The sequence below is a fragment of the Devosia sp. J20-27 genome (assembly GCF_055808595.1).
On record NZ_CM147875.1, the window covers coordinates 250,640 to 263,484 of the forward strand.

At 64.7% G+C, this 12,845-nt stretch carries 12 protein-coding genes; 2 read left to right on the top strand and 10 right to left on the bottom strand.

The window, feature by feature from the left end; translation table 11 throughout:
- Nucleotides 1-2: 2 nt before the first annotated feature.
- From AC0L4C_RS01155 to AC0L4C_RS01165, 3 genes are read right to left on the bottom strand one after another with little or no spacing between them, the layout of a single operon-like run.
- Entirely contained in the window at nucleotides 3-1,055 is a 1,053-nt protein-coding gene (locus tag AC0L4C_RS01155) for an Hsp33 family molecular chaperone (protein WP_473401687.1), read from the bottom strand.
- The gene (gene argF, locus AC0L4C_RS01160; RefSeq protein WP_473401688.1) at nucleotides 1,055-1,981 is read right to left on the bottom strand and encodes an ornithine carbamoyltransferase; all 927 of its coding nucleotides are present in this window, start codon (nucleotides 1,979-1,981) and stop codon (nucleotides 1,055-1,057) included. The genes AC0L4C_RS01155 and argF overlap by 1 nt, the downstream gene beginning before the upstream one ends.
- A 31-nt stretch (nucleotides 1,982-2,012) precedes the next feature.
- Nucleotides 2,013-3,224 (bottom strand): acetylornithine transaminase, encoded by a 1,212-nt coding sequence (locus tag AC0L4C_RS01165; RefSeq protein ID WP_473401689.1) that lies wholly within the window; start codon nucleotides 3,222-3,224, stop codon nucleotides 2,013-2,015.
- A 397-nt stretch (nucleotides 3,225-3,621) separates the two neighbouring features.
- On the opposite strand from AC0L4C_RS01165, the gene AC0L4C_RS01170 reads away from it, so the two are divergent.
- Nucleotides 3,622-4,194 carry a GcrA family cell cycle regulator gene (locus AC0L4C_RS01170; RefSeq protein ID WP_473401690.1) on the top strand — a complete coding sequence of 191 codons (573 nt, stop codon included), beginning with the start codon at nucleotides 3,622-3,624 and terminating at the stop codon, nucleotides 4,192-4,194.
- Between the two features lie 1,421 nt (nucleotides 4,195-5,615).
- Here AC0L4C_RS01170 and AC0L4C_RS01175 read toward each other — a convergent pair.
- On the bottom strand, nucleotides 5,616-6,125 hold the full coding sequence (locus tag AC0L4C_RS01175; protein WP_473401691.1) for a GNAT family N-acetyltransferase: 510 nt from the start codon (nucleotides 6,123-6,125) through the stop codon (nucleotides 5,616-5,618).
- A 120-nt stretch (nucleotides 6,126-6,245) separates the two neighbouring features.
- Between AC0L4C_RS01175 and AC0L4C_RS01180 the strand changes: the two genes are divergently transcribed.
- On the top strand, nucleotides 6,246-6,617 hold the full coding sequence (locus tag AC0L4C_RS01180; RefSeq protein WP_473401693.1) for a VOC family protein: 372 nt from the start codon (nucleotides 6,246-6,248) through the stop codon (nucleotides 6,615-6,617).
- 50 nt (nucleotides 6,618-6,667) lie between these two features.
- Here AC0L4C_RS01180 and phoB read toward each other — a convergent pair whose 3' ends face one another.
- The 6 genes from phoB to AC0L4C_RS01210 all read right to left on the bottom strand — a co-directional run bounded on the left by phoB (nucleotide 6,668) and on the right by AC0L4C_RS01210 (nucleotide 12,721).
- Nucleotides 6,668-7,372 carry a phosphate regulon transcriptional regulator PhoB gene (gene phoB / locus AC0L4C_RS01185; protein WP_473401694.1) on the bottom strand — a complete coding sequence of 235 codons (705 nt, stop codon included), beginning with the start codon at nucleotides 7,370-7,372 and terminating at the stop codon, nucleotides 6,668-6,670.
- A gap of 10 nt (nucleotides 7,373-7,382) precedes the next feature.
- Nucleotides 7,383-8,075, bottom strand: coding sequence for a phosphate signaling complex protein PhoU (phoU, locus tag AC0L4C_RS01190; protein WP_473401696.1), 693 nt, complete (start codon nucleotides 8,073-8,075; stop codon nucleotides 7,383-7,385).
- 14 nt (nucleotides 8,076-8,089) lie between these two features.
- On the bottom strand, nucleotides 8,090-8,890 hold the full coding sequence (gene pstB, locus AC0L4C_RS01195) for a phosphate ABC transporter ATP-binding protein PstB (RefSeq protein WP_473403576.1): 801 nt from the start codon (nucleotides 8,888-8,890) through the stop codon (nucleotides 8,090-8,092).
- Nucleotides 8,891-8,930: 40 nt separating this feature from the next.
- A complete protein-coding gene (pstA, locus tag AC0L4C_RS01200) occupies nucleotides 8,931-10,223 on the bottom strand; it encodes a phosphate ABC transporter permease PstA (protein ID WP_473401697.1) in 1,293 nt (430 codons plus the stop codon).
- 8 nt (nucleotides 10,224-10,231) lie between these two features.
- Complete coding sequence (gene pstC / locus AC0L4C_RS01205; RefSeq protein ID WP_473401699.1) at nucleotides 10,232-11,611, bottom strand: phosphate ABC transporter permease subunit PstC; 1,380 nt, start codon at nucleotides 11,609-11,611, stop codon at nucleotides 10,232-10,234.
- Nucleotides 11,612-11,680: 69 nt separating this feature from the next.
- The gene (locus tag AC0L4C_RS01210) at nucleotides 11,681-12,721 is read right to left on the bottom strand and encodes a substrate-binding domain-containing protein (RefSeq protein WP_473401700.1); all 1,041 of its coding nucleotides are present in this window, start codon (nucleotides 12,719-12,721) and stop codon (nucleotides 11,681-11,683) included.
- Nucleotides 12,722-12,845: the final 124 nt, after the last annotated feature.

Consider the following 12,845-nt stretch of genomic DNA (forward strand, 5'->3'; position numbering starts at 1 on the left):
CGTCAGTGCTGCGTGGGTTCGTCGTGATCGTCACCGCCATGGTCGTGGCCGTGATCGGGATGGTCGTCGAACTCGTGCAGCTTGAAGTGATAATCGGCCGAGCAGAACTCGCAGACGACCTCGATCTCGCCATCGACCAGCATATCCTCGCGCTCCTCGGGCGAGAAGTTGTCGCGCAGCATGGCCTCGATGCGCTCGGCCGAACAGGTGCAGCGCTCCTCGAGCGGCATGGGCGGGAACACGCGCACGCCGGTCTCGTGGTAGAGCCGGAACAGCAGGCGTTCCGCCGAGAGATCGGGGTCGGCCAGTTCGTCGTCACCAACCGTCAGCAGCAATGACTTGGTCTGGGTCCACTTGTCGTCTTCGGAAAAGTCCGGGTCGGCGGTTTCGGGGTTGTCGAAATCGCCGTCGCCGGGAAGGTCGGGCATCATCGACTGGCCGTGGGGGGGGAGGTGCTGGACGAGGACACCGCCGGCACGCCAGTGGGGGCGGGCATCACCCTTGCGGATATGCTCTGCCACCGCGAGGCGCACCAGGGTCGGGATCTGCTCGGACTGCTGGAAATAGGTGTGGGCGACGTCCTCGAGCGAACCGCCTTCGAGGGCGACGATGCCCTGATAGCGGTCCATGTGGCTGCCCTGGTCGACGGTCATGGCCAGATGGCCTTTGCCCAGGAGATGGCCGGGGCTGGTCTCGCCGCGTTCGGCGGCCTTGAGCAGCGCATCATGGTCGAAGCGGGCATAGCCACGCAGGCCATCGGGGGCATCGAGATCGACGACGATCAGGTTGACCGGACCATCGGTCTGCGTCTGCAGGATGAAGCGGCCCTCGAACTTGAGCGACGACCCGATCAGTGCCGCCAGCGCCACCGCCTCGCCGAGCAGGCGGGCGACGGGCGCGGGGTAGTTGTGGCGCGCGAGGATGCTGTCGAGCACCTCGCCAAGGCGCACGACGCGGCCCCGGCTATCGAGCGTATCGAGGGTGAAGGGCAGCACGACGTCGTCGCCACTCTCGGGGCGATCGAGGCCGGCAGCGCTCAGCAATGTTTCCGTCATCAGACCGTTTCGATCCCGAAGACCCAGCAGAGGATCGCCTTTTGTGCGTGCAAGCGGTTTTCGGCTTCATCAAAGACTACCGACTGCGGTCCATCTATGACCTCGTCGGTAACTTCATCGCCGCGGTGAGCAGGCAGACAGTGCATGAAGAGCGCATTCTTGTCGGCCAAGGCCATCAAACTGGTGTTGACCTGGTAGGGTTTCAAGACCCGGCGCCGCTCGGCGGCATCGGTATCGCCCATCGATACCCAGGTATCGGCGATGATCAGGTCGGCGTTTTCGGCAGCCTCGCGCGGATCCTCGATCAGCTTGACCCACTTGCCGGCCTTCTGGATATCGAGCATCAGGTCCTTTTCCGGACGATACTCGTCGGGCACGGCAATGGTCAGCTCGCACTCGAAGAGTTCGGCGGCGTTGACCCAGGAGTGCAGCACATTGTTGCTGTCACCGACCCAGGCCACCTTGGCGCCCTTGATCGGACCGCGGTGCTCCTCGAAGGTCATCAGGTCGGCCATGATCTGGCACGGGTGGGCGCGACGGGTCAGGCCGTTGATGACGGGGACGCTGGCGCCCTCGGCCAGTTCGACCAGATCGGCGTGGCTCAGGATGCGGATCATGATGGCGTCGACATAGCGGCTCATGACGCGGGCGGTGTCGGCCAGGGTCTCCTCACGGGAGAGCTGCATTTCCTGACCGGACAGCATGAGGGTTTCGCCGCCGAGCTGGCGCATGCCGACGTCAAAGCTGACGCGGGTCCGGGTGGACTGGCGCTCGAAGATCATGGCGAGGACCTTGTCCTTGAGCAATTGCGGCCGGTCCCCGGCCTTGAGGCGGGCCTTGAGCGTGTTGGCGACATCGAGCATGCCGCGCAGCTGCGGGCCGGTGAAGTCGTCGATATTGAGAAAATGCCTGGGCTGGGCAGTCATCTGGCTGTCCTTACAAAATGAGAATGCGCCCTCAGGCGCTGGCGGGCGCAGCTGCCGGCGTGGCGGCAGCGTCCCTCTGATAGGCCTCGAAGGCATCGGCGATCTTGCCGACGGCCTCCTCGATATCGGCCTCGGTGACGATCAGCGGCGGCAACAGGCGCAGCACGTTCTCGCCGGCAGCAACCGCCAGAAGCTGATGATCGTCGCGCAGGCGCGCGACGAAATCGCGGACCGGCGGCGCAATCCTGATGCCGGCAATCAGACCCTTGCCGCGCTGGTCGAGCACGAGGTCGGGAAAGCGCTGGGCCAGTTGCTGCAGGTGCCAGGCGAGACGCTGGCCCATCCTGTCGACATGCTCGATGAAGCCCGGCTCGAGAATGCGATCGAGCACGGCGTTGCCGACGGCCGTGGCAAGCGGATTGCCGCCATAGGTGGAGCCATGGGTGCCGGGCACCATGGACTTGGCGACCTCGCCCTTGGCAAGGCAGGCGCCGAGCGGGAAGCCATTGCCGATGGCCTTGGCCACGGCCATGATGTCGGGCGTGATGCCGGTCCACTCATAGGCGAAGAACTTGCCGGTGCGGCCATAGCCACACTGCACCTCGTCAAAGATCAGCACCATGTCGTGCCGGTCGCAGAGGTCGCGCAGGCCGCGCAGGAATTCGGTGGAGAAGGCGGTGACACCGCCCTCGCCCTGCACGGGCTCGATGAGGATGGCGCAGGTCTGCGGCCCGATCAGCGCCTCGACGGCGGCGAGATTGCCCGGCGCCAGATGCTTGAAGCCTTGCAGCGGCGGACCGAAGCCTTCGGTGTAGCTCGGATTGCCGCCTGCGGCGATCGTGCCCATGGTGCGACCGTGGAACGAACCGGTGAAGGCGATGATCTCGTATTTGTCGGGCTGACCCTTGGCAAAGTAATGGTGCCGCGCCGTTTTGATGGCGCACTCCACTGCCTCGGCGCCCGAGTTGGTGAAGAACACGCTGTCGGCAAAGGTGGCATCGACGAGGCGCTGGCCGAGACGTTCCTGCTCGGTGATGGTGAAGATGTTGGAGGTGTGCCAGACCTTGTCGGCGGCAGCCTTGAGGGCACCGACGACATGGGGGTCACCATGACCGAGCGCGTTGACGGCAATGCCGGAATTGAAATCGAGATAGGATCGGCCGTCCTGCGCAAAAAGGCGTACGCCTTCCCCCCGCTCAAAGGCGAGTTCGGACCGGGCGTAAGTGCCGTAGAGCGCAGACATGGACTGTTCCTTTTCCGAGTTGGCCCGGGCACGGACGAAGCTGTGCGCGGGTGTTGCATTTGCCCCACAAAAACCAAAAACGCGCTGCCTTCAGGCACCGCGTTGCGGGGAAGAGATATGCCTTTGCGGACCCGCAAAGTCAACGTTTCGTGGCAAGTCACTGATTTGACTCAGCTTCCCAAACGCCGAGAAATCTTCGGGTTTTCCACGTGGAAACTCACCCCCGACTCTTGATCCGGATTCCGCCGCCCGTGTAGTATCCGGCCATTGGGAACACGAGATCTCGTGTGGCGGACCCAACCGACCTACGATGCGTAGCGTATCGAACTGTGAGCACCTCCCTGCCACAGAAGGTTCTTGGATTCCGTGCACCAAAGGCGGATTGGAGCATTCTTTGATGGGCTGGACTGATGAGCGCGTCGAACTACTCAAGAAGCTATGGATGGAGGGCCTGAGCGCCAGCCAGATAGCCGGTGTCCTCGGTGAGGGCGTGACGCGCAATGCGGTGATCGGCAAGGTGCACCGCCTGAAGCTGAGCGGACGGGCCAAGCCCGCCAGTTCGGCGCCGCGGGCCCGCAGCGCACCGCGTCCGGCAACCCGCCGCGTCGCCAGCCCGTCGGCTGGTCGCAGCAGCATGGGCGGCGGCGCGAGCCTGGGCAGCATTATGAAGTCGCGCCCGATGTCGACAGGCGGTGGCGGCGGCGGCGGCCTGCATGGCGCGACCGCGCTCAAGATCACCGAAGACTATCAGCCGCAGACCTATGTGGCGCCGCAGGTGCAGGAACTCTTCATCCCCGAGGACAAGCGCCTCAACCTGCTGCAGCTGAGCGAGCAGACCTGCAAGTGGCCGATCGGCGATCCGCTGACGCCGGACTTCTATTTCTGCGGCCAGCACTCGGACGATGGGAAGCCCTATTGCGATTTCCACTCGCGCCGGGCCTATCATCAGGTCGAGAAGAAGAAGCGGTAGGGACAGGTTTTCCTCTGCAGTATCGAGGGCCCCTTGCGGGGCCCTTTTTTTGTTGCGGAAAGGTGGACGACAGGACACGCCGGCCGGCGTTGCCGCCTCCGGTTGTGATGGCAGTCGCGAACAACGGCGGAGCAGAGCCCGTCGATGGTTCGAATGCCGGACGCAGGAAGACGCGCCCGGCTGGAGCTCGGCTCCGCCGTTGCCACCGGGATTTTCGGCGTGCACCGGAAAGGATCAGGGCATTTGCGGATCGCCCCTCCGCCGCAGGGTCGCCGTCTCGACCGGACCACGCTCTTCGCGTTTCTCCAGTCCGACCCCTGGGAATGAGCACGACAGACGCCCATCCACGGCAGCAAATTAAGGCGGCAGGTCACCTGGGCCTGCACACCCTCCCCGGCTTGGCCTGATCCGGGCCGACATCCGGACCACCCGGCCTCGTCCCCCCAATCACTCGTCATGATCTCGCGTTTCGGGGCGGCGATGGGGAAGTGTAATGCGGTGTGATAGCGCGGGGATAAGTCTGTCAGCCGTCTGAACGGATTTGCTGCAGGATGAACGGCAGATGGCAGGGATTTGGAGTGCACTTGGCACACGTAGATCTTCCGGTTTCCTTCTCCCCTTGCGGGAGAAGGTGGCGCGCAGCGCCGGATGAGGGGTGTTGCCTCCACAACGTCGGCGCTTGCAGGGAGTGATGAGCTGTTGCCCTGCCACGACCCCTCATCCGCCCTTCGGGCACCTTCTCCCGCAAGGGGAGAAGGGAAGGAGGGGCTCTCCATCGACAGGTGCGATTGCTCTTCCGCGGCGGTGCCAGAGGGCAGGTGGAGGGGGCGGTGGGAGAGGCAATCTGTCTGCCCTCTGAACGGATTTGCTACAGCCTGAACGGCAGATGGCAGGAATTAGCGGGAGATCGGTGGCTCACCCCTCGTGGTTCGACAGGCTCACCATGAGGGTGTTGGGGCGAGAGTCGCAGCATCAGCGTTTCGAAGACCTCATCCTGAGCTTGTCGAAGGACGAGGTCGGGCACGCGGACGCCGCAGCACCTTGGTGACGGTCGCTGAGTGGCGGTTTGCAGTCGTCACCCTCCCCCTTGCGGGGAGGGATCAAGGGTGGGGAAGCAGCAGGATCGGGGCTCTCAAACCCCCTCCCCAACCCTCCCCGCAAGGGGGAGGGTGGACCGGCCGAGAGGATTGTGGGCAGGAGACATCGATCTCCCGGTTTCCTTCTCCCCTTGCGGGAGAAGGTGGCGCGCAGTGCCGGATGAGGGGTGGGCAACATGTAGTGACGTCGCAGCTCCAGACGACGTGAGGAGCTGTGGCCTTGCCAGAACCCCTCATCCGCCCTTCGGGCACCTTCTCCCGCAAGGGGAGAAGGGAAGGAGGGGCTCATCGTGAGGGTGCAGGGTGTCGTGAGGGCGCCGTTTGTCAGGGCGTGCGGGTGAAGAGGGTGATGGGGGTGCCGGAGAGGCGGGTGGGGAGGGGAGCGCCGTAGCCGTGGGCCTGGGCGAGGCGGAGAGAGGCGAGGTTGGCGGGGTCGATGATGCAGACGCTCTTGGGGAAGCCGGCGGCGTCGAGCCAGGCGAGGGCGGCGGCGAGCGCTTCGGAGGCGTAGCCCCTGCCCCGGGCCCAGGGCGCCAGCACCCAGCCGGCCTCGGGGATGCCGTCAAAGGGCGGATCGGCCTCGCGGTGGAAATCGGCAAAGCCCAGTTCGCCGGCGAAAAGTCCGGAGCGGCGCTCGCGAATGGCCCAGTAGCCATAGCCCAGCAGCGGCCAGAGGCCGCGGTAGCGGAGCAGGCGCATCCAGCTCTCCTGCCGGGAACTGGGGCGGCCGCCCATGAAGCGCACGGTGTCGGTATCGCCCCACATGCCGGCCATGGGCTCGAAATCGTCGAGGCTGTGCAGATCGAGAACGAGGCGATCAGTTTCGAGGCGCATGTATGGAGCCCTGGTGGTTGGCCGTGCTGACGGGGTTGTTATCGCCACTCGGGCGTGAGTGGTCTAGCCTGCGGACCCAGAACGTCGCGGCAGCGGCGACAGCCAAAGGGAGGTCTCGCAATGGAACTGGGCGCATTTTCGGTCAGCCTGTCGGTCAAGGACATTGCGGCATCGCGGGCGTTCTACGAACAGCTGGGGTTCAGCGTCATGCATGGCGACGCCGAGCAGGGGTGGCTGATCATGAAGAGCGCCAGCGCGGTGATCGGACTGTTCCAGGGGATGTTCGAAAAGAACACGCTGACCTTCAACCCGGGCTGGGACGCCAATGGCGAGGAGAGCGAGCCGTTCACCGATGTGCGCGACATCCAGAAGCGGCTCAAGGCGGCGGGGATCAAGCTCGACAGCGAAGCCGACGAGGCGGGCCAGGGACCGGCGCATATCGTTCTGACCGACCCCGACGGCAACCCTGTGCTGATCGACCAGCACCGGTAGAGCGCAAGGGAAAACGCGGCCCGAGGGGCGACCGGTCGGCCCGCCGTCTCTCAGTTCATGGCGGCGAAGCGCTCGTCGAAGGCATAGCCGGCGCCGCGCACGGTGCGGATGGGATCGGCTTCGCTGGCGCGGCGGTTGATGGCCTTGCGCAGGCGGCCAACATGCACATCGACGGTGCGTTCATCGACATAGACGTCGTTGCCCCAGACGCCATCGAGCAGCTGCTCACGGGAATAGACGCGGCCGGGATGGCGCATCAGATATTCGAGCAGGCGGTATTCGGTGGGGCCGAGATGAACCTCGCGACCGGCGCGGCGGACGCGGTGGCTGGTGCGATCGAGTTCGAGATCGCCGGCCTTGAGGACGTTGGTCACCAGCTGCGGGCTGGAGCGGCGCAGCAGCGCCTGGATGCGGGCCTGCAGTTCGGGGATGGAGAAGGGCTTGACCACATAGTCGTCGGCCCCGGTGGCGAGGCCGCGGACGCGTTCCTCTTCCTCGCCGCGGGCGGTGATCATGATGATCGGGATGCGCGCCGTCTCTTCCTTGGAGCGCCAGCGGCGGCAGAGCTCGATGCCCGAGAGCCCGGGCAGCATCCAGTCGAGCAGGATGAGATCGGGCAGGCTTTCGCGCATCAGCTCGGCGGCTTCGTCGCCGCTGGCTGCGGAGGCAACGCGGAAACCTTCGGCCTCGAGGTTGTAGCGAACCATGAGGGCGAGATCGGCCTCGTCCTCGACGATCAGGATGGTGGGCGCCATGGTCCGCTCCTCAGCCCTGCTGACGCTCGTGCTCGTCGGCGCCGAGATGGCGGCCGGTCTCGAGGTAATAGGCCGCTTCGGCGACGTTGGTGGCATGGTCGCCGACGCGCTCGAGGCTCTTGGTGCAGAACAGCAGATGGGTGCACTGGGTGATGTTGCGCGGGTCTTCCATCATGTAGGTGAGGAGTTCGCGGAACAGTGAGGTGTGCATGGCGTCGACTTCGTCGTCGCGGTTGCAGACCTCGATGGCGGCCTGGGCGTTGCGGGCGGCATAGGCATCGAGCGCCGCCTTGAGCTGGCGGGCCACAAGATCGGCCATGTGGCGGACGCCGTTGTAGAACTTCGGCGCCAGGCCGAGGCTCTCGATCTGCAGGGCGCGCTTGGCCAGCTGCTTGGCCATGTCGCCGGTGCGCTCGAGATCGTTGGCGACCTGGATCGAGGTCACCACCATGCGCAGGTCGGCAGCCATGGGCTGGCGGCGGGCGATGATGGAGACCGCCATGTCGTTGATCTGCTGCTGCATCTCGTCGATGCGCTTGTCGTTCTGGCGGACCTGCCGGGCCTGCTCGTGGTCGAGACGGAGCAGCACGGTGACGGAGTCGGTGATGGCCTGTTCGACCATGCCGCCCATTTCGGAAATGGCGCTCTGCAGCGCGGTGAGTTCATCCTCGTAGGAGGAGACGATGTGCTCGTTCAGGGGCATTGTGGTGTCCTCCGTCAGCCGATGCGGCCGGTGATGTAGTCCTGGGTCTTCTTGTTCACCGGCTTGGTGAAGATGTCTTCGGTCTTGCCTTCCTCGATCAGCTTGCCGAGGTGGAAGAAGGCGGTCTTCTGGCTGACGCGCGCGGCCTGCTGCATGGAGTGCGTCACGATGATGATGGTGAACTTCTCGCGCAGTTCGTCGATCAGTTCCTCGATGACAGCGGTGGCGATCGGGTCGAGGGCCGAACAGGGCTCGTCCATGAGCAGCACTTCGGGCTGGGTGGCGATGGCGCGGGCGATGCAGAGACGCTGCTGCTGGCCACCCGACAGGCCCGTCCCCGGCTCCTGCAAGCGGTCCTTGACCTCGTCCCAGAGGCCGGCGCGGCGGATGGAGGAGATGACAATCTCGTCAAGATCGGCCTTGTTGTGGGCGAGGCCGTGAATCTTGGGGCCGTAGGAGACGTTCTCGTAGATCGACTTGGGGAACGGATTGGGCTTCTGGAACACCATGCCGACGCGGGCGCGCAGTTCGACCACGTCGATCGAGGGATTGTAGATGTCCTCGCCGTCGAGCGTGATCAGGCCGGTGACGCGGCAGCCCTCGATGGTGTCGTTCATGCGGTTGAGCGAGCGCAGGAAGGTGGACTTGCCGCAGCCCGAGGGACCGATCAGCGACGTCACCTGATGGCGGCCGATGACCAGATCGACATCGAACAGGGCCTGCTTGGCACCATAGAAGACGCTGACCTTCTCGCCGCGCATGGCCGGCGTCGTCTTGCTCAGGGGAGCAGTGGTGGACTCGGCGGCCTGGGACATGTTGTTCATCCAATCTTGCTCCAGAATAGGATTCTTGTGACTACCACTTACGCTCAAGGCGCTGGCGGAGGAAAATGGCGATGGCGTTCATGACCAGCAGGAAGCTGAGCAGCACGAGGATGCCGGCGGAGGTGCGGGAGACAAAGCCGCGCTCGGGGCTGTCGGCCCAGATGTAGATCTGCGTCGGCAGGGCAGTCGAGGCATCGAGCACGCCGCCCGGGGGGCTGGTGATGAAGGCGTTCATGCCCACCAGCAGCAGCGGCGCGGTTTCGCCCAGAGCCTGGGCGAGGCCGATGATGGTACCGGTGAGGATGCCCGGCAGGGCCAGTGGCAGCACGTGATGGAGGATCACCTGGTGACGCGAGGCACCCATGCCGAAGGCGGCCTCGCGGATGGAGGGCGGCACGGCCTTGAAGGCGTTCCGGGTGACGATGATGATGGTGGGCAGCGTCATCAGCGACAGCACCAGACCACCCACGATCGGCGCCGAGCGCGGCAGCCCGAAGATCTGGATGAACACGGCCAGGCCGAGCAGGCCGAAAACGATAGAGGGGACGGCGGCGAGATTGTTGATGTTGACCTCGATGAGGTCGGTCCAGCGATTGCGCGGCGCGAACTCCTCGAGATAGGCAGCGGCGGCAATGCCGACCGGGAAGCTGATCAGGAAGCAGACCATCAGGGCGTAGAACGAACCGACGATGGCGCCGGCGAGGCCGGCCATTTCAGGGAAGCGGCTGTCGGAATTGAAGATCAGGCCCCAGTTGAACGGGGTGGAGATCCGACCCTGCTCGGCCAGCGCATCGAACCAGGCAATCTGCTGATCGGAAATGCGCCGGTTTTCCTCGGGCGTGTCGCGGCGGATGACACCCTTGTTGAGCTGGTCGAAGGGATCGGCGACCGGCACATCCATGGTCAGCGTGCCGCCGATGACGGAGGGATCGCGGACGACCGCATCGCGGACGATGAACTGGGTATTGTTGGTGAGGATCTGCCCCATGGCGCGCTTCTGCGCCGGTGTGGTGGTTGGCGGCAGCAGGGCCTCGATCCCGTCGGCCACAACGGCGCGCCAGTTGGCCTTGGCGGGATCGGCCGGATCGACGCGCTCGGCAGAAATCGGGAAGTCGATGCGCGCATGGGTCTGCACGAAGGCCTGGTGACCGCCAATGATCAGGGTCGTCAGCAGGATACCGAGGAGACCGATGGCCGTGGAAATCGCGGCGATGCCGTACATGCGCAGGCGGAAGTCGGCGGCATAGCGCCGTTTGCGGCGGATCGCGGCCGGGCTCGACTGATCTCTGGTGGCGGCGGTGGAAGGCACAGTGGCGTCGGTCATCGTTGGCCTCAGTCGTACTGTTCGCGATAGCGGCGAACGATGGTTAGGGCGATAATGTTGAGACCCAGAGTGATCAGGAACAGCATCAGGCCGAGGGCAAAGGCGGCCAGGGTCTTGGGACTGTCGAACGAGGTATCGCCGATCAGCAGGGTGACGATCTGAACCGTCACGGTGGTCACCGAGTCGATGGGGTTGATCGTCAGGGTGGCGATCAGACCGGCGGCCATCACCACGATCATGGTCTCACCGATGGCGCGACTGAGAGCGAGCAGGACGCCACCCATGATGCCGGGCAGAGCTGCCGGCAGCAGCACCTTGGTCATGGTCTCGGCGCGCGTGGCGCCCATGGCGATCGAGCCATCACGCATGGCACGCGGCACGGCCTTGAGCGCATCGTCGGCGAGCGAGGAGACGAAGGGAATGATCATCACGCCCATCACCAGGCCGGCGGCGAGGGCACTGTTGGGAGACACGCCAAGACCCACCAGCCCGCCCGCCTGACGAATGGCCGGGGCGACGGTGAGCACGGCGAAGAAGCCGTAGACCACGGTCGGCACGCCCGCCAGGATCTCGAGGATCGGCTTGACGATGTTGCGGACGCGGTCGTTGGAGTACTCGACCAGATAGATGGCGGTGAAGAGCCCGATCGGGATGGCAACGATCATGGCGATGGCCGAGATCAGCAGCGTGCCGGCGAAGACCGGGACCGCGCCGAAGGCGCCGTTGCCGGCAACCTGATCTGCGCGGATGGCGATCTGCGGTTCCCAGCGCAGGCCGAACAGGAACTCCTGAATGGGCACCATGCGGAAGAATTCGAAGGACTCGTAGACCAGCGACGCGATGATGCCAACAGTGGTCAGAATGGCCGCGACGGAACAGGCGATCATCAGCCCCGAGAGCACGCGCTCAACGGCGTTGCGGGCGCGAAAGCGCGGCGCCAGCAGGCGGCGGGTGACAATGAGTGTCAGGATCATGACCGCGAAAATAACGGCGAACATCGTGTACTGGCCGATGGCATTCCAGCGGACCAGAGCATCGGCAGCCGCGCGCACTTCAGGCGACGGCTCGGAGAAGATGTTGCCGGCGGCGACGTTCTTGATTTCGGAGAGAACGAGATTGAGTTCGGAGGGCGACTTGCCAGCGGTGAAATCGGCGGGGAGACCGGCCACCACCAGGCTATCGACGACACCACCCTGGGCAGAGATCCAGAGCAGCAGGAGCACCAGAGCCGGGACACCGACCCAGACCGCGACGAAGGCGCCGTGAAAACCCGGAAGGGAGTGGACGCTGTTGCCATGGGCGGAGACAAAGCTCTTACCGGCCGACTGCCCGACATAATAGGCAATCAGGGAGAGGACGATGATCGCCAGAAACAGATAGCCGGCCAACGGGGCCTCCAAGGTTGCCTGGGTGAAAGGCCGGGGCCGGCTGACGCCGGCCCCGGGACTGGTTGCGGATTACTTTGCCGGGGCAGCCATGGCGGTGCTGCCTTCGACGGCGGCACGGATTTCGTCGCGCTTTTCAGCCGACAGCGGGATCAGGCCACGCTCGGAGAGGTAACCGCCGTCGCCGAAAGACGCCTCGGAGACATACTCGGTGACGAATTCGTTCAGGCCGGGGATGACACCCTTGTGCGCGTTCTTGATGTAGAAGAACAGCGGGCGGGACACCGGGTAGGAACCGTCGGCAATCGTCTCGGTCGAGGCTTCGACACCGTCGATGGCCACGTCCTTGAGAGTGTCGCTGTTCTCGAACAGGAACGAGTAGCCGAAGATGCCGAGAGCATTGGTGTCGGCATTGAGACGCTGAACGATCAGGTTATCGTTTTCACCGGCTTCGATGAACGGGCCGTCCTGGCGCATGCGCTCGCAGACTTCGGCCTTGCGGTCCTTGTCGAGGGCCTTGATGGCCTCGAACTCATCGCAACCCTCGTGCATGACGAGCTCGACGAAAGCATCGCGGGTACCGGACGTCGGCGGGGGGCCGAACACGGTGATCGGCGCGGCCGGCAGCGACGGATCGATCTCGTTCCAGTTGGTGTAGGGGTTGGCAACGATTTCGCCGTTGACTTCAACTTCGGAGGCCAGAGCCTGGAAGAGCTGGGCCTTGGTCAGGCTCAGATCGGGACCCTGCTGCGAATGCGCAACCGACAGGCCATCGTAGCCGATCAGAACTTCGGTGATCGAGTCGACGCCGTTGGTGGCGCACAGATCATACTCGGACTTCTTCATCGCCCGCGAAGCGCCGGTGATATCGGGGAAATCAACGCCAACGCCGCCGCAGAAGATCTGCATGCCGCCGCCGGTGCCGGTCGACTCAACGACAGGGGCTGCGCCGCCGGTCGCCGCAGCGAACTGCTCAGCAACGGCCTGGGTGTAGGGGAACACGGTGGAGGAGCCGACGATGCGGATCTGGTCCCGGGTCTGGGCCTGCGCGCCAGTGGCGACGATTGCGGCGGCAACGGCAAGAGCCGCAACGCTCAGTTGAGTGAGTTTCATGGTTTTCCCTTTCGGAAATATGGGGCATCGCCTGTTTTCGGCGGGTCCGGCTGTGAGCCGGTGCCTGTGACGAGGCGGACCCTATTCGTCGTTCCCCACCAGTTTTATGACAGTCAGACAACGC

Bases quoted from the DNA above. Each gene is read 5' to 3' on its own strand.
- AC0L4C_RS01155 (WP_473401687.1), bottom strand. From the start codon at position 1,055: ATGACGGAAACATTGCTGAGCGCTGCCGGCCTCGATCGCCCCGAGAGT.
- argF (WP_473401688.1), bottom strand. From the start codon at position 1,981: ATGACTGCCCAGCCCAGGCATTTTCTCAATATCGACGACTTCACCGGC.
- AC0L4C_RS01165 (WP_473401689.1), bottom strand. From the start codon at position 3,224: ATGTCTGCGCTCTACGGCACTTACGCCCGGTCCGAACTCGCCTTTGAG.
- AC0L4C_RS01170 (WP_473401690.1), top strand. From the start codon at position 3,622: ATGGGCTGGACTGATGAGCGCGTCGAACTACTCAAGAAGCTATGGATG.
- AC0L4C_RS01175 (WP_473401691.1), bottom strand. From the start codon at position 6,125: ATGCGCCTCGAAACTGATCGCCTCGTTCTCGATCTGCACAGCCTCGAC.
- AC0L4C_RS01180 (WP_473401693.1), top strand. From the start codon at position 6,246: ATGGAACTGGGCGCATTTTCGGTCAGCCTGTCGGTCAAGGACATTGCG.
- phoB (WP_473401694.1), bottom strand. From the start codon at position 7,372: ATGGCGCCCACCATCCTGATCGTCGAGGACGAGGCCGATCTCGCCCTC.
- phoU (WP_473401696.1), bottom strand. From the start codon at position 8,075: ATGCCCCTGAACGAGCACATCGTCTCCTCCTACGAGGATGAACTCACC.
- pstB (WP_473403576.1), bottom strand. From the start codon at position 8,890: ATGTCCCAGGCCGCCGAGTCCACCACTGCTCCCCTGAGCAAGACGACG.
- pstA (WP_473401697.1), bottom strand. From the start codon at position 10,223: ATGACCGACGCCACTGTGCCTTCCACCGCCGCCACCAGAGATCAGTCG.
- AC0L4C_RS01210 (WP_473401700.1), bottom strand. From the start codon at position 12,721: ATGAAACTCACTCAACTGAGCGTTGCGGCTCTTGCCGTTGCCGCCGCA.